At 39.0% G+C, this 20,408-nt stretch carries 16 protein-coding genes and 2 other annotated features; of the genes, 13 read left to right on the top strand and 3 right to left on the bottom strand.

Features of this window, described 5'->3' with window-relative positions:
- The first annotated feature begins 1 nt into the window (after position 1).
- Positions 2-946: a DMT family transporter gene (locus tag UN64_RS15420; protein WP_077364355.1), complete on the top strand. Its 945-nt coding sequence runs from the start codon at positions 2-4 to the stop codon at positions 944-946.
- A 71-nt stretch (positions 947-1,017) separates the two neighbouring features.
- Complete coding sequence (gene msrA, locus UN64_RS15415) at positions 1,018-1,980, top strand: peptide-methionine (S)-S-oxide reductase MsrA (RefSeq protein ID WP_077364353.1); 963 nt, start codon at positions 1,018-1,020, stop codon at positions 1,978-1,980.
- A gap of 17 nt (positions 1,981-1,997) precedes the next feature.
- Here msrA and UN64_RS15410 read toward each other — a convergent pair whose 3' ends face one another.
- Positions 1,998-3,359 (bottom strand): MATE family efflux transporter, encoded by a 1,362-nt coding sequence (locus UN64_RS15410; RefSeq protein WP_077364351.1) that lies wholly within the window; start codon positions 3,357-3,359, stop codon positions 1,998-2,000.
- A gap of 87 nt (positions 3,360-3,446) precedes the next feature.
- Here UN64_RS15410 and UN64_RS15405 point away from each other — a divergent pair, with 87 nt between their 5' ends.
- From UN64_RS15405 to UN64_RS15380, 6 genes are all read left to right on the top strand, one after another.
- Positions 3,447-3,719, top strand: a complete 273-nt coding sequence (locus tag UN64_RS15405; RefSeq protein WP_077364349.1) for a hypothetical protein — start codon at positions 3,447-3,449, stop codon at positions 3,717-3,719.
- A gap of 56 nt (positions 3,720-3,775) precedes the next feature.
- Positions 3,776-3,980, top strand: a binding site (T-box leader).
- Positions 3,981-4,021: 41 nt separating this feature from the next.
- Positions 4,022-5,704 carry an arginine--tRNA ligase gene (gene argS, locus UN64_RS15400; RefSeq protein ID WP_077364347.1) on the top strand — a complete coding sequence of 561 codons (1,683 nt, stop codon included), beginning with the start codon at positions 4,022-4,024 and terminating at the stop codon, positions 5,702-5,704.
- A gap of 143 nt (positions 5,705-5,847) precedes the next feature.
- Positions 5,848-6,786 carry an EamA family transporter RarD gene (gene rarD, locus UN64_RS15395; protein ID WP_077364345.1) on the top strand — a complete coding sequence of 313 codons (939 nt, stop codon included), beginning with the start codon at positions 5,848-5,850 and terminating at the stop codon, positions 6,784-6,786.
- Positions 6,787-6,956: 170 nt separating this feature from the next.
- Positions 6,957-9,815: a 2-oxoglutarate dehydrogenase E1 component gene (locus UN64_RS15390; protein WP_077364343.1), complete on the top strand. Its 2,859-nt coding sequence runs from the start codon at positions 6,957-6,959 to the stop codon at positions 9,813-9,815.
- Positions 9,808-11,094: a 2-oxoglutarate dehydrogenase complex dihydrolipoyllysine-residue succinyltransferase gene (odhB, locus tag UN64_RS15385; RefSeq protein WP_077364341.1), complete on the top strand. Its 1,287-nt coding sequence runs from the start codon at positions 9,808-9,810 to the stop codon at positions 11,092-11,094. The genes UN64_RS15390 and odhB overlap by 8 nt, the downstream gene beginning before the upstream one ends.
- Before the next feature lie 358 nt (positions 11,095-11,452).
- Positions 11,453-12,133, top strand: coding sequence for a nuclease-related domain-containing protein (locus tag UN64_RS15380; RefSeq protein WP_077364339.1), 681 nt, complete (start codon positions 11,453-11,455; stop codon positions 12,131-12,133).
- 494 nt (positions 12,134-12,627) lie between these two features.
- Here UN64_RS15380 and UN64_RS15370 read toward each other — a convergent pair whose 3' ends face one another.
- Positions 12,628-13,590, bottom strand: coding sequence for a quinone oxidoreductase family protein (locus UN64_RS15370; protein ID WP_139343147.1), 963 nt, complete (start codon positions 13,588-13,590; stop codon positions 12,628-12,630).
- A gap of 177 nt (positions 13,591-13,767) precedes the next feature.
- Here UN64_RS15370 and UN64_RS15365 point away from each other — a divergent pair, with 177 nt between their 5' ends.
- Positions 13,768-13,968, top strand: coding sequence for a DUF6501 family protein (locus UN64_RS15365; protein ID WP_077364333.1), 201 nt, complete (start codon positions 13,768-13,770; stop codon positions 13,966-13,968).
- Between the two features lie 59 nt (positions 13,969-14,027).
- On the opposite strand, the gene UN64_RS15360 is transcribed toward UN64_RS15365, so the two are convergent.
- Positions 14,028-15,107 carry a bifunctional 3-deoxy-7-phosphoheptulonate synthase/chorismate mutase gene (locus UN64_RS15360; RefSeq protein ID WP_139343145.1) on the bottom strand — a complete coding sequence of 360 codons (1,080 nt, stop codon included), beginning with the start codon at positions 15,105-15,107 and terminating at the stop codon, positions 14,028-14,030.
- A 315-nt stretch (positions 15,108-15,422) separates the two neighbouring features.
- Positions 15,423-15,627, top strand: a binding site (T-box leader).
- A 60-nt stretch (positions 15,628-15,687) separates the two neighbouring features.
- Between UN64_RS15360 and aroC the strand changes: the two genes are divergently transcribed.
- Genes aroC through aroA form a run of 4 tightly spaced genes read left to right on the top strand, consistent with a single transcriptional unit; the run spans position 15,688 to position 20,348 of the window.
- Positions 15,688-16,857, top strand: coding sequence for a chorismate synthase (gene aroC, locus UN64_RS15355; RefSeq protein ID WP_077364329.1), 1,170 nt, complete (start codon positions 15,688-15,690; stop codon positions 16,855-16,857).
- Positions 16,858-17,931, top strand: a complete 1,074-nt coding sequence (gene aroB / locus UN64_RS15350) for a 3-dehydroquinate synthase (protein ID WP_077364327.1) — start codon at positions 16,858-16,860, stop codon at positions 17,929-17,931.
- An 18-nt stretch (positions 17,932-17,949) separates the two neighbouring features.
- Positions 17,950-19,047, top strand: coding sequence for a prephenate dehydrogenase (locus UN64_RS15345; RefSeq protein ID WP_077364325.1), 1,098 nt, complete (start codon positions 17,950-17,952; stop codon positions 19,045-19,047).
- Between the two features lie 14 nt (positions 19,048-19,061).
- Positions 19,062-20,348 (top strand): 3-phosphoshikimate 1-carboxyvinyltransferase, encoded by a 1,287-nt coding sequence (aroA, locus tag UN64_RS15340; RefSeq protein WP_245802051.1) that lies wholly within the window; start codon positions 19,062-19,064, stop codon positions 20,346-20,348.
- Positions 20,349-20,408: the final 60 nt, after the last annotated feature.

Genomic DNA, 20,408 nt, shown 5'->3' with positions numbered 1-20,408 from the left:
ATTGAAGAACGATACGCTCAAAATACCCGTTTTTATTCCATTGATTATCGGAATTATTGCTGTATCATTTTCATCTATTTTTGTAAAATGGTCAGACGCTCCTGTATCTGTACAGGGAATGTACCGGCTCTTATTTACTTTATTTTTAATGCTGCCATTTACATTGAAGCACATTATTGCTCTCAAAAGCATCACCTTAAGAGAATGGATACTGCTGCTTTTATCAGGAATATTCTTAGCTCTCCACTTCTTGTTTTGGATGGGTTCTTTAAAGTTAACAACTGTTGCAAGCTCCACAATATTGCTTTCACTGCAGCCGGTTTTTGTAATGGCAGGTGCATATTTTGCTTTTCGTGAAAAAACATCAAAACCAGCTATTATCGGAATGCTGGTTGCCATTACAGGTGCTGTCATGATTGGCTGGGGAGACATTGGTATCTCAAAACAGCATATACACGGAGATATACTATCCATATTAGGAACAATCGTAGTTGCTGTTCACATGCTGATCGGTCAAAAGCTTCTTAAAACGATACCAGCAGCTATTTATAGTTTTTCTGTATTTTTATCTGCAGTTATCGTCTTTGCTGTTTACAATGCACTTTTGCAAATCCCGATGACAGGATATTCCGATAAAGATTGGGGTATATTTCTATTGCTAGCCATTGTGCCGACCGTTTTTGGACATGTTCTTTTCAATTGGCTTCTAAAATACGTAACGGCTGCAACGATCTCTATGGCTATATTAGGCGAGCCTGTAGGAGCTTCATTGCTTGCGTATTTATTATTAAACGAAACATTAACTTTCTCACAATGGACTGGCGGAGCAATCGTGCTATTAGGACTTTATTCCTTTTTAAAAAATACCCGAAAACTGAAGAAAGATAAACCACTAGCTCCGATTAAAAGCCCTGTAACTACAGGGCCGCTCGTAAAAAAAGGGTAAGGTTGAGGTCTTTTTCTATGCTTTTACATCGCATTCTTATATGATGGAACAAATGAAAGGAGTTTGATTTCATGAAGAATTATGAAATTGCGACTTTTGCAGGAGGTTGCTTTTGGTGCATGGTTACACCTTTTGAAGAGTGGCCAGGGATTATTAAAGTTGAATCAGGCTATACAGGAGGACATAAAGAAAATCCTACGTATAAAGAAGTGTGCAGTGAGACGACAGGGCATTTTGAAGCTGTCCAAATCACTTTTGACCCATCAATCATTTCTTATGAAAAAATAGTATCTGTTTTCTGGAAGCAAATTGACCCTACAGATGCAGGGGGACAATTCTATGATAGAGGAGACTCTTATCGCACAGCCATTTTCTATCACAATGAAGATCAAAAAAATATAGCTGAACAATCTAAAGATGAATTACAGAAGAGTGGACGGTTCGATAAGCCAATTGCAACCTTAATTCTGCCTGCTCAGACTTTTTATAAAGCTGAAGAATATCATCAAGATTATCATAAGAAAAATCCATTCCATTATAAAAGATACCGACAGGGTTCTGGACGTGATCTCTTTATAAAATCACATTGGGAAGATAAAGGGAAAAAAGAGGAGATACTGAAAACACTGAACCCATTGCAATATAACGTTACACAGAACGATGCAACAGAACCCCCTTTTCAAAATGAATTTTGGGATCACACGGAAGAAGGTCTTTATGTCGATATTGTTTCTGGGGAACCGCTTTTTACTTCTCTTGATAAGTTTGACAGCAGCTGCGGGTGGCCAAGTTTTACTAAACCTGTTCGTTCTTCGACGGTTGATGAAAAAGAGGATCTTTCTCATGGGATGATCCGTACAGAAGTCAGAAGCAAAGAAGCTGATTCTCATCTGGGCCATGTTTTTACAGATGGTCCTAGAGATAAAGGCGGTCTTCGTTATTGCATAAATTCTGCTGCTCTCCGCTTTATTCCAAAAGACCAATTAAAGGAAAAGGGTTATGAAGAATACTTGACACTTTTTGATAACAAATAAACCAGCCATTGGCTGGTTTATTTGTTTATTAGTTTGGTATAAGAGTTTGATTGTATAGATTTAAGACGAATAAATAGCATGATTGCCCCAGCTGATAGACCTGAAATTAATCCTATCCAGTATCCATATGCCCCTAAAGAAGTGAAGTTGGCTAAATAATACCCAACAGGCAATCCAAGTACCCAATAAGAGATGAATGACAATATAAATGTAACATTTACATCTTTATATCCTCTTAACGCACCCTGTATAGGGGCTCCTATCGCATCAGCTAGCTGGAAAAACACCGCGTACCATAAAAAAGAGGTAGTAAGCTGTATTACATCTGGTTCATTCGAGTAAATGCTGGCAACTTGTTCATCAAAGGCAATAAGAAAACCTGAAGAAATCAAGGCAAAGCCAATTGCTGTAAAAATTCCAATATAACCGTATTGTGCAGCATCTTTATACCGTGATGCGCCAACTTCAAATCCAACAGCTATCGTAAGAGCAAAGGAAATGCTCAATGGGAGCATATAAAGGAAAGAAGCAAAATTTAAAGCAGCCTGATGAGCAGCAATTGTAACTGTATTAAAGTCACTCATTAATAATGTAACTGCAGCAAAAATACTAACTTCAAAAAAGATTGCCAGCCCAATTGGTATTCCGATTTTCAATTGTTCCTTCCATGCTGAAAGTGAAGGTTTATAGAAATTTTTAAATAGATGATAACTTCTAAATTCGTTCGTTTTCATTACAATAACAATTGTTATAATAGCTGAAATCCAATATGTGATTGAAGAGGCTATCCCTGCGCCAATTCCTCCAAGTTCAGGAAATCCAGCCTTACCAAATATAAATAGATAGTTGAAGAAAGCATTTACTGGTAATGCAAATAGTGTAACAAACATTGAGATTCTAGTTTGGCCCAACGCATCTATAAAGGATCTTAACGCACCGTACAAAAATAATGGCAATATCCCAAAAGACAAAGCGATTAAATATCCTCTTGCTACACGTTCGACCTCACCCTCTAACGACATCGCATTCAAAATAGGATCCAATATAAAGGAACCAAGAACAATAACGATTATTGAAATAACAACGGAAAGATAAACTGCCTGCATGACAGCTCTAGGAACGTTTTTAGTGTCTTTTGCACCTGTAAGCTGAGATACTATCGGAGTCAATGCCATTAAGATCCCGTTTAAACCTGTGAAAATCGGCACCCAAAGACTAGTGCCTATAGCAACACCTGCAAGCTGTTTCGCACCAGCATGACCGCTCATAACTGTGTCGAAAAAGTTCATCGCATATAGTCCAAGCTGAGTAATGAGAACAGGAACAACCAAAATTAAAAATTGTTTGTATTTATCTTTCAATGTGTGTGTCTGGAACATTTGCATACTTCCTTTATGGTTTTAACTGACAAACAAAGCTAATGCATTATATCATATAATTATCGACACAAACGTAAAGGAGCAGCTATGAGCGTTCAATTTTTATTTGAAGTTGAGTCAGTTCAGCGTGGAGAACAACCGGATGAAAAACTAGTTTTGGTATCAACAGAACTTCTTTATAAAAGCAGCGGAGAGACGATCTTTACCGGTATCATACCAGTAAGAGTGAATGAACACGGCGTTTTCGTTTCTATACAAGCTATTTCCTCTGCATTCACATCCAAGTATTTGCGAACAGAAACATTGTTCAGGCTGAAACGATACATTAAAAGGATGAAAGATTACTTAGATTTTGATTAAATGGAATATGTTGACTTTTAATAATTTCCCTCATATAATATGAAAAACTAAATAGCCGAACATTTATGAAAAAGAGAGTACTCTGTCTAGTTTGTTATAGAGAGCCGGGATTGGTGGAAGCCGGGCACAGCTGACAGAAGAAGCGCACTTTGGAAATGTTTGCTTGAAAATTCCATAGAGCAAACCGGGACAGCCCGTTAACAGATCAAGCGGCCTTTAAAAGGCAACAAGAGTGGTACCGCGGTTTAATCCGTCTCTTCTATTAATAGAAGAGACGGTTTTTTATTTTGGGAGGGGAAAATATGAATGAAAAAAACGAGTTTGCATCTTATCTTCATAACCAGATTGGAACAGATCTCACTTTTGAACAAATCGTAGCTTTAATCGAAAAACCGAAGCAGCTTCATCAAGGTGATTTAGCTTTTCCTTGTTTTCAGCTAGCAAAAATCTATAGAACTTCACCCGCTGAGATCGCTATTAGATTGTCAGCTGGCAGCCTCCCAAGTCTATTTAGCAAGATTGAAACCGTTGGTGGTTATGTGAATGTGTTCTTGGATAAAAAATCGGCGGCAGCTAACCTGATAACTAACATATTAAAAGAACAAGAGAATTATGGCAGTCATTTAATTGGAAAAGACAAAACAATTGTGTTTGACTTGTCATCTCCAAATATTGCGAAACCTTTTTCAATGGGACACCTTCGTTCAACAGTGATCGGATCCTCTTTAGCATCAATCAGTGAAAAATGCGGTTATGAAACGGTGAAAATCAATTATCTCGGAGACTGGGGTACTCAGTTTGGAAAATTAATCTCTGCTTATTTACGATGGGGAACAGAAGAGAAAGTTAAAGCCAATCCAATCCCAGAACTGACAAAACTATATGTCCGCTTTCATGAAGAAGCAGATGAAGATTCTTCATTAAACGATGAAGGCAGAAAATGGTTCAAGCAACTGGAAGATGGTGATCCGAAAGCAACACAATTGTGGGTCTGGTTTAAAGAAGTATCATTAAACGCATTTCAGAAGATTTATGAACTTCTTGGTGTCAAATTCGATTCTTATAACGGAGAGGCATTTTTCAACGATAAAATGGATGCTACAGTAAAAGAGCTGATGGAGAAAAACCTTCTTGAACTTTCCGACGGTGCTCAAATCGTAAATGTTGGTGAAGACATATCGCCGTGTCTGATAAAAAAAACAGATGGAGCAACACTTTATGCTACACGTGACATAACTGCAGCAATCTATAGAAAGAACACTTACGATTTTGATCAAGCTTTTTATGTTGTTGGGCATGAACAATCTCTGCATTTTGAACAAATTAAACGTGTACTTAGTAAAATGGGTTATGAATGGGCAAAAAATATGCATCATGTTCCATTCGGGCTTATTTTGCAGGACGGGAAGAAAATGAGTACACGAAAAGGAAGAACTGTTTTGCTTGAGACCGTACTATTAGATGCTATTCAGCTTGCTGAAAATAATATCCGAGAAAAAAATCCAGCATTACTCAAGGTAGATGAAGTCGCTCGTCAAGTTGGAGTAGGAGCAGTGATCTTTCACGATTTAAAAAATGAAAAAGGAAATGATGTTGAATTCTCTTTTGAACAGATGCTCAAGTTTGAAGGAGATACAGGACCTTACGTGCAATATACAGCTGCTAGAATTCAAACGTTATTAAATAAAGGAAATTTTAATGGTCAAATGCCAGATGAATTTTCAATTGCAGAAGAGAGCTGGGAGCTTATTTCTGTTTTAAATGAGTTTCCGTTAATTGTACAAAACGCATTTTTCCGAAAAGAACCTTCTATAATATCAAAATATGTTTTAAAGTTATCGCACAAGTTCAACCATTATTATGGAAGTGTCAAAATTCTTAATAGCGATGAAACCGCAGAAAGGCTTGCATTATGCGCCAGCATACAAATCGTTCTAAAAGAGGGCTTAAGATTATTAGGAATTCAGACACCTAAACAAATGTAACGGGTGAGTAACATTGAATTTCTTTTTCAATATTATATAGAAGAAATAAATTTTTTCTTTTTGAGTTTACTTGCTGGCAAATTCTTTCGATTCCGTTATATAATCTTATAACCTTAAATCTTCCGGAATCGAGGAAAAGATATATGAAAACATACAGCGAACAAACTAAAGGAGTCTGGTACGGGGCGTTAGCTTATTTAATCTGGGGGTTCCTCCCTTTATACTGGAAACCATTAGACCAATCCGGTTCAGGAGAAATTTTAGCGCATCGCATCTTTTGGTCATTTGTACTAATGCTGGCAGTAATGTTTATTTTAAAAAGGAAAAAGGACCTTAACAGAGATGTTAAGATTCTTTTCTCAAGCAAAAAACAATTTTTCTCTGTTTTTATAGCTTCTATATTAATAAGCGGGAACTGGCTAATGTATATATGGGCCGTTAATAACGATCATGTAGTTGAAGCAAGCCTAGGTTATTACATCAATCCGCTTGTAAATGTTATTTTAGGTATGGCAGTCTTAAAAGAAAGGTTAAATAGCTGGCAAATTGTATCTTTTGTAATTGCAGCCTGCGGTGTGTTTCTTCTAACGTGGCAGTACGGGAAATTTCCCTGGGTTGCCATATTCCTGGCTCTCTCTTTTGGGCTTTATGGACTTGCAAAAAAACTTGGGAGCTTTGACTCGTTAATTGGATTAACATTAGAAACGATGTTTGTCGTTCCTGCTGCTTTTGCTTATTTAGCATATCTTCAATGGAACGGATCAGGTTCTTTTATTAGTGGCGGCATTTCAACAACTGTCCTTCTATGGGGAGCAGGAATCGTAACCGCATTGCCGCTCGTATTGTTCGCTCAAGGAGTAAAGCGGATTACAATGACCATGACAGGATTTCTGCAATATATCGCGCCAACCATTATGCTTTTGCTGGGAGTATTCTTATATCACGAAACGTTTACTGAAATTCACCTCGTTTCTTTTACCTTGATCTGGCTCGCACTCCTGATTTTTACTATAAGTAAAACGAAATGGGCAAATTATCTTATAAATCGTAAAAACAAAAATTCACTTTCTGCGAAAATATAGTATAATGGCAATGACCATTGTTACAGTTGAAACCTTATCAATGATAAGGTTCTTTTCATTCATTGTTTGAGAGCGCTTAATATAGGGAAAAATTAATGGCGAGAAATGATGAATCACCTGTTAACAGCAATAGCACAATACTTACAAAGGGAAGCAGGAGGGAACAAAAGATGAGTCATCAACGTTCCAAATCAGAAAATCCTTGGCAGGGACTAAGCGGGCTAAATATGGCTTATGTCCTTGAACTATATGATCAATATAGTGTGGATCCGGAATCTGTTGACAGTTCTTTCAAAGAAAAATTTGAAACTTGGGGGCCTCCAAGCGAGGATTCTGCACCAAGTGAACGTACTGGACAGAGTTTTGATGGAATGAATTTAGAGAAATTAGCAGCTGCACTTAAACTTGCGGAGAACATCCGCACATACGGTCACTTAGCAGCTAACTTATATCCAGTTGGCGAATTTCCTAAAGACAACCACCATATTGACCCGAAAGAATTTAATTTATCGATTGAAGATTTGAAAGCGATACCACCTTCCTTTATTTGGAAAGAAGCTCCAGCATCTGTAAAAGACGGATGGCAAGCGATCCAAATGCTGCAGGAAGTGTATACGAAGAACATCGCCTATGAATTCAGTCATGTTCATGAAACAGAAGAACGTCAATGGCTGAACACTATGGTAGAAACAAGCCAGCATTACCCTGATTTTTCAGCAGAAGATAAGAAAAATCTTCTTTACCGTTTGTCAGAGGTAGAAGGTTTTGAAAAGTTCCTTCACAAGACTTTTGTAGGGCAGAAGCGTTTTTCTATCGAAGGTGTAGACATGCTCGTACCAATGCTGGATGAAGCTGCAAAAGAAGGCTGTCGTGATGGAGCAGAGCACGCATTAATCGGAATGGCGCACAGAGGACGTCTAAATGTTCTTGCACACGTACTTGGCAAACCATACGAATTAATTTTCTCTGAATTTCATCATTCGCCAAATAAAGAGCTGATTCCTTCTGAAGGTTCTAGAGGAATAAACTTCGGCTGGACAGGTGACGTAAAGTACCATTTAGGTGCAAGCCGGACAGTTGAAACGGATCAATCACACAAAATCAAGATTTCTTTGGCTAATAACCCAAGTCACTTGGAATATGTGGATCCAGTTGTTGAAGGCTACACAAGAGCTGCACAAGAAACACGTGACAGCAAAGGGTATCCTGTTCAAGACACATCAAAAGCATTTGCCATTTTAATTCATGGTGACGCTGCATTCCCTGGTGAGGGAATCGTTGCAGAAACATTGAACTTAAGCAGATTAAGAGGCTATCAAACAGGCGGAACACTCCATATTATCGCAAATAACCTTGTTGGGTTTACTACAGATAGCGGAGATTCCCGTTCAACTAAATATGCGAGTGATCTTGCTAAAGGATTTGAAATTCCCATCATTCACGTGAATGCAGATGATCCGGAAGCTTGTATCGCAGCCGTTCACTTAGCTTATGAGTATCGTAAAAAGTTCCAAAAAGACGTTCTGATCGATTTGATCGGATACCGCCGTTTCGGGCACAACGAGATGGATGATCCTTCTGCAACACAGCCTAAACTGTACAAACAAGTGAACAACCATCCAACTGTTCGTGATTTTTATGCAAAGCAGCTAGTGAAAGAAGGCGTTCTTTCAGAGGATGATGTTAAAACGATTGAAGATGAAGTTTTAACAAAACATCAAACAGAGTACGAAAAAGTACACGGCCGCAAAGAAAAATTCAAACTGGAAGACACTAGGCTTCCGGATCCGTTATCGAGAGCTCTTCCTGATATCGATACCACAATTTCAGTAACAGAACTGCAAGAGCTTACGGAAAATATGCTGAAGTGGCCAGGAGATTTTAATGTATATCCTAAAATCAAGCGTATTTTAGAGCGCAGACGCAAAGCGTTCCAAGGAGAAAAGATTGACTGGGGTATGGCTGAATCTCTAGCATTTGCATCTATCTTAAAAGATGGAACACCAATCCGAATTACAGGTCAGGACTCAGAGCGCGGAACATTCGCTCAAAGACATCTTGTTCTTAATGACAGTGAAAGCGGAAAGAAATTTTCGCCGCTGCACGGAATGGATGATATCGATGTTTCATTCGCCATTCATAACAGTCCGCTGTCTGAATCTTCAGTAGTAGGATTTGAATATGGCTATAACGTATTTGCACCAGAAACTCTTGTTATCTGGGAAGCTCAATACGGGGACTTCGCAAACGTGGCACAAGTTCTGTTCGATCAGTTCCTTTCTGCTGGCCGTGCGAAGTGGGGGCAAAAATCAGGTATGGTTATGCTTCTCCCACATGGATATGAAGGACAAGGACCTGAGCACTCCAGTGCACGTTTAGAGCGTTTCTTGCAGCTAGGTGCCGAAAACAACTGGACCGTTGCGAACGTTACTACGGCTTCTCAATACTTCCATTTGTTAAGACGCCAAGCGAAGCTTCTTTCTATGGATGAAGTTCGTCCATTAGTTGTAATGACGCCTAAGAGCTTGCTTCGTGATACAAAGGTTGCGTCACTACCGGAAGCTTTTGAAAGTGATCACTTTATGCCATTGCTTGAACAGCCAGGTCTTGGCAAAGAAAAAGACAAAGTTAAGAAAATCTTGTTATGTTCTGGTAAAATTGCGATTGATCTTGAAAAAGCACTTGAGCAAGATCAAGTGGCTAGAACGGAGATGCATATCGTTCGAGTAGAACAGATTTATCCGTTCCCAGAGGAAGAGATGACCGCTCTATTAAATGAATATCCAAATGTTGAAGACTTGATCTGGGTTCAAGAGGAACCTAAGAACATGGGTTCATGGCTATACATCGAACCGAAACTCCGTGCTGTAGCACCAAAGGGAGCACATGTTTCTTACATCGGCAGACAAGAACGCTCAAGTACAGCTGGCGGGGAACCAGACATCTATAAAAAAGAACAAGAACAAATTATCCAAACATCATTAGCACTAGACATTCAATCGCGAGAGGGAGGCCGTGAACATGTTTGACGTTAAAGTTCCGGAGTTAGCCGAATCAATTTCAGAAGGTACAGTTGCACAATGGCTTAAAAAAGAAGGCGACAAAGTTGTAAAAGGTGAAGACATCGTTGAGTTGGAAACTGATAAAGTTAACATCGAAATCAGTGCTGAGCGTGACGGAATCTTAAAAAATATTAAAGTTGAGCCTGGCGACACAGTTGCTGTAGGAGATATCATTGCTTCAATCGTTGAGGGTGATGGATCAGCAGCAGAAACTGAGTCTAAACCTGAAGAGAAGCCGGCTGCAGAAGAAAAGGCAGAGCCAGCTCAAAAGCAAGAGCAGTCTTCTGAAAAAGCTCCAGCGGAAGAAGACGATTCGAAGGCTGCAGATCGCCCAATCGCATCACCAGCAGCTCGTAAGCTTGCACGCGAAAAGGGAATCGACCTTTCTGAAGTAAGTTCACGTGATCCACTTGGACGTGTACGTACAGAAGACGTTAAACGTCATGCTGAAGGCGGAAGCAGCGAGAAGGTAGAGAGCTCTTCGAAACCAGCTGCAAGCACATCTCAACAGCAGCCAAAAGCAGCAGAAGCTGTAAATCCTGAAAAGCCAGTAGAACGTGTTAAGATGTCACGCCGACGTCAAACTATCGCAAAACGTCTTGTTGAAGCACAGCAAACAGCTGCAATGCTTACTACTTTTAACGAAGTAGACATGACTGCGATCAACGAAGTCCGCGCTCGCCGCAAGGACAAGTTCTATGAGCAAAACGGCGTAAAACTTGGCTACATGTCATTCTTTACAAAAGCTGTTGTCGGAGCTTTGAAAAAGTTCCCTGCGATCAACGCCGAAATACAAGGCGATGAAATGGTTCTTAAAAAGTTCTACGATATCGGCATAGCAGTAGGCGCTGAAGAAGGACTAGTTGTACCGGTCGTCCGCAACGCTGATCGTTTAAGCTTTGCTGGCATTGAGAAAGAAATCGGGAACTTGGCTGAGAAGGCACGCAACAAGAAGTTATCTTTAGAAGACCTTCAAGGCGGCTCATTCACTATCACGAACGGCGGTATCTTCGGATCGATGCTTTCTACACCGATTTTGAATGCTCCACAAGTAGGTATCCTTGGAATGCACACAATCCAATGGAGACCAGTTGCAATCGATAAAGAGCGCATGGAAAACCGTCCGATGATGTACATCGCGCTTTCTTACGACCACCGTATCGTAGATGGAAAAGAAGCAGTAAGCTTCTTAACAACAATTAAATCACTTCTAGAAGATCCAGAATCATTGCTTTTAGAAGGTTAATATGATGATTGAGGCCACCTTCAGCTGTTGCTGAGGGTGGTTTTTTTGTATGAGGGGCTAGGTCATGACTGTATGTAAAAGAGAATTTCCAAGGGTGAAGTTTTTGATAATTAATAGAGCATGACTTTGTCGAAATAATAGGCATTGTGTCGATAGACTTAATAATTTCAATTTAGACTCAATATACTTGCAAGAAGACTTAATTAATTTAATTTAGACCTAATTAAGGGACATTTAGACCTAATTATAAAAATTTTATTAGAAATACGCTATTTAATTTTCTCCATATCATAAAAAATAAAGGATACATGACAACTAAAGCGAACTATTTTAGGAGCAAAAAAGAAGAGGTGAAAATTTGATTAAAAAACAACGAACAAAACCTTTAAAACTCCTAAAAATCGAGTTGATTTTATCACGCTTGCTCCCAAATCATAAAAAAAGAAATGATCTTGATAACGAATATGCCAAATTAAATGCAGGCTTTAAAGGAGAAGAATCCTTAGATTATTATTTAGCAGATTTGAAAGGCAAATCCTTTTCTATCTTCCATGATTTACGTCTGCCAAGAGATAAGGATAGAAATTATTTCTTTCAAATTGATTGTTTAGTTATTCACCATCGATTTTGCGTTTTGATTGAAGTGAAAAATTTAATTGGAGACCTATATTTTGATCATCAATATGATCAAATAAAGCGGTCACGAAATGGGATAGAAGAAACGTTCTCAGATCCTGTAAACCAGGTAGAGATACAAAAAGATTACTTAGCAAAATGGTTAGAAGCTAATGACTTTCCTGCACTTCCACTCAAAACCCTCGTAGTTATTACCAATCCTAAGTCTTATATAACGATTTCACCTAAATACGGGATAAATGCACAAAAAATTATCCGCGGAAAATACTTGGTATCAAAAATAATGGAATATCTGCAAAAGAATAATGGAATAGAGGTATCCAATAAAGAAATTAAAAAGTTATCATCTATCTTAATAAAACAACATACCGAACATAACAGTGATATTTTAAAAAGGTACTAGATTCAGCCAGAAGATTTACAGACTGGTGTAACCTGCCCAAAGTGCGGAGAAATACCGATGATTCGTAGATATGGATACTGGTTCTGTTCTAACTGCTCACTTAAAAGCAAAGATGCACATATACAAGCTATTAAAGAATACGCTCTGTTATTTAATCAGGTAGTAAAGAATAAAGAGATTAGAGAATTTTTACATGTTAAATCGAGTACTAGTATGAAAAAACTTCTTATTTCGATGAAAATCCTTCCAAAAGGGAATACCAAATCCGCCACTTACAAACTTCCGCTACCAAAGTAATAATACTCCTAAGAATGAAATTAAATCGTCTAATTTTTTATCTAGAAATCCACTTAATCTCTTAAACAACATTATTTGCATATTACAAATATAACAAGTCGCAATATGCAACTACCTATAATATAACTATTTGCAATATGCAACTACACCACAAAAAAAGACGGCCTAGCCAGCCGTCATCAATGTATTTATCAAAATTAAGGAATCAACAAAATCTTACCGGTACTTTTTCTGCTTTCAATAAACTCATGTGCTTTTCTGCCTTCACATAAAGGAAAGACTGTTTTTGAAATTTTCAATTTACCTTCAGCAATCCATTTAAACAATTCACTAGAACGGGTAACTCGTTCTTCGTGGGAAGTAAGTACGTTCCATAAGTCACCGCCAGTTAATGTTTTGGATGTATCCATCAGCATACGAGGGTCCACCTTCACAGGATCACCGCCTGCCATGCCAAAAAACACTACTGTTCCGCCAACACGTGTTGCGTCAAAACTATCCATTAATGTAGAACCTACAGATTCATATACAACATCTACGCCATTATCTGATGATATTTGCATAACGGATTTTTTCCAGTTGTCCCTATATAAAAATACCGATTCCGCACCAGCATTCAGTGCAACTTGTCGCTTTTCTTCAGAAGAGGTTAAGCCGATTGCCGTTCCTCCGAGCAGATTAATAATTTGGATCAGCAACTGTCCAACACCGCCTGCAGCAGCATGTACCAGGGCGACATCACCTTTTTTAATAGAATAGCTGTCTTTCGTTAAATAATGAGCTGTAAGACCCTGCAATAGAAGGGAGGCAGCTGATTCAAACGAGACATCATCGGGAATAGGTATCGCCTTATCTTTTGGAACAGCGACTAATTCCGCGTTTGCAGCAGGGACGTCTGCAAATGCAATCCTGTCGCCAACCTTAACATCATGCACATTACCGCCGATACTTTTTACAATTCCCGCGCCTTCATAACCTAATATATAAGGAGGCTGACCTTCTAGATGATAATTTCCTTTTCTTCTATATACATCTGCAAAATTCAAGCCAATCGCTTTCATTTCAAGCAAAATCTCATCTGGTTCGAAAACCGGATCATTTATTTCACGAAAATCTAAGACGTCTGGACCGCCAAACTTTTCGAATACTAATGCTTTCATGATTTTTTCCACCATCCATGTATGTTAATGTTCTTTATTATTTTATAGATAAAAATAATGAAAGACTAGGGAAGGACCTTGAGAAAAGATGAATTTGACATTATTCCTCCTGCACCATTATCATTTAAGGAAGAATAGATAGATTTGCCGCATCCATATTTAAAGGAGAGAATTTGAATGATTCACTTAGACTGGGCTACAAGACCAACAATTCGAGAAATTAAATGTGTCCACACGAACGCCGAAAAATATATGGTAAACAGAGCTTTAACAGGCGGAAAGGTGTACGAACTGAAAAACGAAACAGAAGAATTTTATTTTGTTATTGATAACACCGGGAAAATCGGCGGATACTATAAAGAATACTTTGAAGGTTGAACAGTATAAAAAACTGCATAAAGAAAGCCTGACTCATTGAGCCAGGCTTTCTTATATTATTATGAATGAATTTTAGCTTTTTGCTTATTTAAAAGGGCATCCATGAATTCATGGAATTCAGGAATGTTCATTTGCTGGGCTGAATCGGATAATGCGACTGCTGGATCTGGGTGTACTTCAGCCATTACAGCATCTGCGCCGATCGCCATAGCTGCTTTAGCAGCAGGCAGGAGGAGATCCTTACGCCCTGTAGAATGCGTCACATCCACAACTACTGGTAAATGTGTTTCTTTTTTCAAGATCGGTACAGCAGAGATGTCGAGCGTGTTACGCGTGGCACGTTCGTACGTACGGATGCCTCGCTCACATAGGATAACCTGGCTGTTGCCTTGAGCTAGAATGTATTCCGCAGCGTACATGAATTCTTCAATCGTGGCTGCTAATCCGCGTTTTAGGAGAACAGGTTTGTTAACCGAACCTGCAGCTTTTAATAGGTCGAAGTTCTGCATGTTACGTGCACCGATTTGGATAACATCAACGTAATCCAAGGCCATCTCAATGTCATTCGGGTTTAAGATTTCACTTACTACAGCCAGCTGATGTTCATCTGCAGCTTTACGCAGTATCTTCAGTCCTTCAAGACCTAGCCCTTGGAAATCGTACGGGGAGGTACGCGGCTTGAATGCACCGCCTCGAATTAATGTTAATCCTTTTTCAGCGATTACCTCGGCAACTTGTTTCACTTGTTCATAGCTTTCAACTGCACAAGGCCCCATAATGAAATGTGGATTTCCATCTCCAATTTTTTCACCTTTAACATTAACAATAGTATCTTCCGGTTTCTTTTTACGAGATACCAGCAATGCTTTTCTATTATCATCTTTTTGCAGCTCTAAACTTGCCTTGAAAATTTGTTTGAAGATATGCTGCACAGTAGATGTTTCGAACGGTCCATCATTATGAGAAGCAATCAAATCTAAAAGGTTTCTCTCTCTGACTGGATCAAAACGCTTCACACCTTGCGTTTCTTTTAACTTTCCAATCTTTTGCGCGACATTGCCGCGTTCATTTAACAGTTCTAAAATTTTTAATGAAATCTCATCAACTTCTTTGCGTAACACTTCTAATTCGTTTGACATCGGCGGTTCCTCCCCAATTGTTTTACTTCTCCACATTTCCTATATCGCGGCCGCTAATAGGCTATTTGTCATTTATTATCACACTGGGCACTTTCGCGCTTTAAAGCGTGTGTCTCATAAAGTATTGTTTGTAACTTTAAAGGGATTTGACAAGAAAGTCAAGTGCTTTTCCAAAAAAAGTTTTATTAAATTTCTGAATGTTCATTTTACGCAAGTTGACTATTAGATGAAGGTAATGTAAATTTTAAGAAAAATGAGTGAATTCCCTTTACAACAGCGCTTCAACGTGTTAAAACTGTCTATAACTTTATAAAACAAATTGCTATGAAAGAACACGAGTAGTGAAAAGGTTCCCTGTTTTAGAGAGCTGATGGTGGTGTGAATCAGTACAAAGCCTTTTGCGAATTACAATTCTTGAGCATGCTTTTTTTGATAAGAGCCGGACTTTCCGTTATGTAATGAAGGTGGCAGAGATTTATCTTTGCTGTCAGGGTGGTACCGCGATTAATTCGTCCCTGCTTTTTAGCAGGGATTTTTTTGTACAATAAAAATTGAAAAACAGCAAATTGGAGGAATGAAAATGAGATATTTAACAGCCGGTGAATCACACGGACCGCAGCTTACAACGATAATAGAGGGTGTACCAGCTGGTCTTCCTCTTTTAGCTGAAGACATAAACGAAGAACTTGCAAGAAGACAAAAAGGACATGGCAGAGGCCGCCGCATGCAGATCGAGAAAGATCAGGTACAGATTCTTAGCGGTGTAAGACACGGTATAACACTTGGTTCACCAATTACATTAGTTGTTGAGAACAAGGATTTTACCCATTGGACAAAAATAATGGGGGCTGATCCGCTTGAAGTCGAGAATGCTGAAGTTAAACGTGTCATTTCAAGACCACGCCCTGGACACGCTGATCTTAACGGAGCCATTAAGTATAACCATCGAGATATGAGAAACGTGCTGGAACGATCTTCAGCACGGGAAACAACTGTCCGAGTAGCAGCAGGAGCTGTAGCGAAAAAACTCCTAAAAGAGCTAGGGGTTGAAGTCGGCGGGCATGTGCTTGAAATCGGCGGTGTAAAGGCAGAACAAACAACATATGAAACACTTAACGAACTTCGTGAAAAAACAGAGGCATCACCAGTTAGATGTTTAGACGAAACGGCAGAAAAAATGATGATGAAAGCTATTGATCACGCAAAAGAAAACGGTGATTCAATTGGCGGCATTGTAGAAGTTATTGCTGAAGGGATGCCTGTTGCTGTAGGGAGCTATACACACTACGACAACAAACTCGATGCTAAACTTGCTGCGGCAATCATGAGTATTAATGCATTTAAAGGTGCTGAGATCGGCATTGGCTTTGAAGCAGCAAGAAAACCAGGCAGTGAAGTACATGACGAAATTCAATGGGACATCGAAAATGGATACACTCGCAAAGCGAATAATGCCGGTGGTTTTGAAGGAGGAATGACAACAGGAATGCCAGTTGTTGTCCGCGGAGTAATGAAGCCGATCCCGACGTTATACAAGCCGCTTCAAAGTGTTGATATTGAAACGAAAGAAGCATTTGCAGCGAGCATCGAACGCTCAGATAGCTGTGCCGTTCCAGCAGCAAGTGTTGTAGCAGAATCAGTTGTAGCATGGGAACTTGCAAGCGCACTTGTGGAGCAATTCGGTAAGGATAACATGGAAGTGATCAAGAAGAATATCGTTCAGCATCAAGAACGTGCAAGGGTGTTTTAAATGGAGCAAATCAACATCACGACACCTTCAAAAAACTATCCGGTTTATGTAGGTGAAAAAGCGATTACTAAGCTAGTTCCAGTTTTACAATCATTAACGCCTGCTCCAAAAAATGTGCTGATCATCACAGATCATAATGTAGGAGAATTATATCTAAAAGATGTTCAAGCAGAACTTGATCAAACATTTTCGTATGAGACCTTTCAAATCAAACCAGGAGATAGTCAGAAATCTTTTGAAAACTATTACGCCTGCCAAAGTTTTGCGTTAGAAAAGGGACTTGACAGAACTTCTGTAATTCTTGCACTTGGCGGCGGTATGATTGGTGATATCGCCGGATTCGTTGCCGGGACTTATATGAGAGGCATTCGTTTTATTCAAATCCCAACTACAATTCTAGCTCATGATAGTGCAGTAGGAGGAAAAACAGGAATCAATCATCCTGAAGGCAAAAACATGATAGGTGTTTTTTACCAGCCAGAAGCCGTAATCTATTCAACAGATTTCCTATCAACTTTACCTGAAAATGAAATAAGGTCTGGTTTTTCGGAAGTGATCAAGCATGCGTTAATAGCGGATCCAAGCTTCTATGAATATCTTCACAAAAGTATAACAACATTGCATGATCTAAAAGACGAACACCTTTTAAACTGCGTAACAAGAGGAATTGAGATTAAGAACGAAGTAGTATCACAGGATGAGAGAGAAAAGGGCATCAGAGCTTTTTTAAATTTTGGCCACACACTCGGACATGCCATTGAAGGGGAGCTTCAATACAAAGATATTACACATGGTGAGGCAGTAGCACATGGTATGCTGTTTGCTTTATCACTTAAAGAAGAAACCATAAAGCTAGGGAAAGATCTCAAAAGATGGCTGCATGACCTTGGGTATCCACCAATACCAAAGAATCTTTCCGTACCATCTCTTATCAATCGAATGAAAAAAGATAAGAAAACTGCAGGAGGGACTATTAACATGGTGCTTCTAGAACAAACAGGACATCCGTATATAGCTCCTTACCAAGCAATAGATTTAGAAGAAAAATTAACTGAATTCTTAAAAGAGAATTAACCTCAAAGGAGCCTGCACATGAAAAACGTCTTGCTGATAGGAGTCGGATTGATTGGCGGATCGATCGCTTTAACAATAAAAAATGAACACGAAGCGGTTATCGTAGGGTATGACGTCCAGACTGCTAATTGTGAGACTGCAGTAAAATTAGGAGTCATTGATAGAATCGCATCTGATTTGCAACACGATGCAGCCAACGCTGACCTTATCATAATCGCTACGCCTGTAGAAGCAACATTGAACATTATGGACCAGTTGTCTTCCATAAAGCCAGCTATTAAAGCACTTGTCATGGATGTTGGAAGCACGAAGAACACAATAATGAAAAAAGCTGAAAACCTGGCTGAAAACGGAATTGTTTTTATCGGCGGTCATCCTATGGCAGGGTCGCATAAAACTGGAGTAGAAAGTGCCAGACCACATTTATTAGAAAATGCTTTTTACATTCTAACACCCAGTTCCAATGCATCTGAAGCAAGAATTGAAGAAGCCAAGGACTGGCTAAAAGGAACTCATGCAAAATTTATAGTGGCTGAGCCGGATGAGCATGATTTTCTAACAGGTATTGTAAGCCATTTTCCTCATCTCATTGCATCGAGCCTCGTAAGACTTGCTCAAAAACATGCCAATGATAATCCGCTGGTTCAGCAGCTGGCAGCGGGTGGTTTTCGTGATATCACACGTATTGCATCAAGCTCTCCAAAAATGTGGAGTGATATTGTAAGCCAAAACAAAGAACACCTATTATCACTTTTAAATGAGTGGAAAGAAGAGATGGACCAAGTTATTAGCTTTGTAGAAAGTGGCGATCAAAATCAATTATTTGACTACTTTAATGGAGCAAAATTATTTCGAGATGGACTTCCAGTTCGTTCCAAAGGAGCAATACAGCCGTTTTCTGATTTATATGTAGATATTTTAGATACAGCAGGTGCTTTGTCTAAAGTTACTACCCTCCTAGCAGAATCCCAAATTAGCATTATCAATATAACCATTCTCGAGGTAAGAGAAGATCTAAATGGTGTACTGAGGTTAAGTTTTCAAAACGATAATGATCGGGATAAAGCACAACAACTATTACATCATAAAAACTATTTAACACATATCACGGAATAAAGGAGGCACTTTTTATGGAAAAACAATTAATGCCTATTCAAAGCTTAAATGGAACAATTAAAGTGCCAGGTGACAAGTCCATTTCTCATAGAGCAGTTATGTTTGGTTCTATTGCAGAAGGCAAAACAACTATAAATGGTTTTTTAACTGGTGAAGACTGTCTAAGTACTATATCTTGTTTTAAAAAGCTAGGTGTAAACATTGTCCAGGAAAATGAACATGTAACTGTTGAAGCCAAAGGGATATCAGGATTACGTCCGCCATCTGAAGATCTGTATGTTGGAAACTCTGGGACTACCATCCGTTTGATGCTCGGCATCCTTGCCAATACTCCTTTTACTTCTGTACTGACAGGTGATGATTCTATTGCAAAAAGACCGATGAATCGTGTTACAAGGCCATTGAAACAGATGGGTGCAGAAATCAATGGCAATGATTCAGGAAATAAGGTTCCTCTTCAAATAAAAGGAGGAAACGTCAAAGGAATCCATTACAATTCTCCAATAGCTAGTGCTCAAGTGAAATCAGCTATTATCCTTGCGGGACTGGAAGGTGAAGGAACAACTTCTGTTACTGAGCCTCTAAAATCAAGAGATCATACAGAACGAATGCTGGAAGCCTTTGGAGCTAAAGTGAAGTCAAATTCATTAACTGTTTCCATTGAAGGTGGACAGCAGCTAAAAGGCACACATATTGAAGTTCCTGGCGACATTTCTTCTGCAGCCTTTTTCTTAGTTGCTGGTGCTATTGTTCAAAACAGCACGATTACGCTGCAAAAAGTAGGACTTAACCCTACCCGTACCGGCATTTTAGATGTTTTGAATGATATGGGAGCACAGATTTCATATCAAAATTTAAATGAGGAAGCTTCTGAGCCTTATGGCGATCTGGTCATTAAAACTTCATCATTAAAGGGTACCGTTATTAAAGGAGATGTCATTCCGCGGTTAATCGATGAGATTCCGATTATTGCACTAGCTGCAACACAGGCTGAAGGGCAAACAATCATTCAAGATGCACATGAATTGCGAGTCAAAGAAACGGACCGTATAGAAACGGTCGTAAATGAGCTTAAGAAAATGGGAGCGGAAATCGAAGCTACAGAAGACGGAATGATTATTAACGGGAAAACACCTTTAAAAGGGGCTTCTGTTCAAAGTCATGGGGATCACAGAATCGGAATGATGTTAAGCATAGCCTCTTGTATTGCAGAAGGTAATACAACTCTGGATCAAAGCGAAGCTGTAGCTGTTTCATATCCATCATTTTTTGATCAATTGAAAGATCTATCAAATCAATAATTAAAAACACACTTTCTAAGAGGTTAATGCTTCTAAATTTATTTTCCATAGAAATTACTG

The organism is Fictibacillus arsenicus (assembly GCF_001999465.1).
In the GTDB taxonomy this organism is placed as follows: Bacteria; Bacillota; Bacilli; order Bacillales; family Fictibacillaceae; genus Fictibacillus; species Fictibacillus arsenicus.
The sequence above is the reverse complement of the archived record's forward strand: the minus strand, read 5'-3'. Positions and strand labels throughout refer to the sequence as shown.

Excerpts from the sequence above, each read along its gene's own strand:
- UN64_RS15405 (WP_077364349.1), top strand. The coding sequence starts at position 3,447 with ATGAGCGTTCAATTTTTATTTGAAGTTGAGTCAGTTCAGCGTGGAGAA.
- UN64_RS15360 (WP_139343145.1), bottom strand. The coding sequence starts at position 15,107 with ATGTCAAACGAATTAGAAGTGTTACGCAAAGAAGTTGATGAGATTTCA.
- UN64_RS15410 (WP_077364351.1), bottom strand. The coding sequence starts at position 3,359 with ATGTTCCAGACACACACATTGAAAGATAAATACAAACAATTTTTAATT.
- aroA (WP_245802051.1), top strand. The coding sequence starts at position 19,062 with ATGGAAAAACAATTAATGCCTATTCAAAGCTTAAATGGAACAATTAAA.
- rarD (WP_077364345.1), top strand. The coding sequence starts at position 5,848 with ATGAAAACATACAGCGAACAAACTAAAGGAGTCTGGTACGGGGCGTTA.
- argS (WP_077364347.1), top strand. The coding sequence starts at position 4,022 with ATGAATGAAAAAAACGAGTTTGCATCTTATCTTCATAACCAGATTGGA.
- UN64_RS15345 (WP_077364325.1), top strand. The coding sequence starts at position 17,950 with ATGAAAAACGTCTTGCTGATAGGAGTCGGATTGATTGGCGGATCGATC.
- UN64_RS15365 (WP_077364333.1), top strand. The coding sequence starts at position 13,768 with ATGATTCACTTAGACTGGGCTACAAGACCAACAATTCGAGAAATTAAA.
- aroB (WP_077364327.1), top strand. The coding sequence starts at position 16,858 with ATGGAGCAAATCAACATCACGACACCTTCAAAAAACTATCCGGTTTAT.
- aroC (WP_077364329.1), top strand. The coding sequence starts at position 15,688 with ATGAGATATTTAACAGCCGGTGAATCACACGGACCGCAGCTTACAACG.
- UN64_RS15390 (WP_077364343.1), top strand. The coding sequence starts at position 6,957 with ATGAGTCATCAACGTTCCAAATCAGAAAATCCTTGGCAGGGACTAAGC.
- msrA (WP_077364353.1), top strand. The coding sequence starts at position 1,018 with ATGAAGAATTATGAAATTGCGACTTTTGCAGGAGGTTGCTTTTGGTGC.
- odhB (WP_077364341.1), top strand. The coding sequence starts at position 9,808 with ATGTTTGACGTTAAAGTTCCGGAGTTAGCCGAATCAATTTCAGAAGGT.
- UN64_RS15370 (WP_139343147.1), bottom strand. The coding sequence starts at position 13,590 with ATGAAAGCATTAGTATTCGAAAAGTTTGGCGGTCCAGACGTCTTAGAT.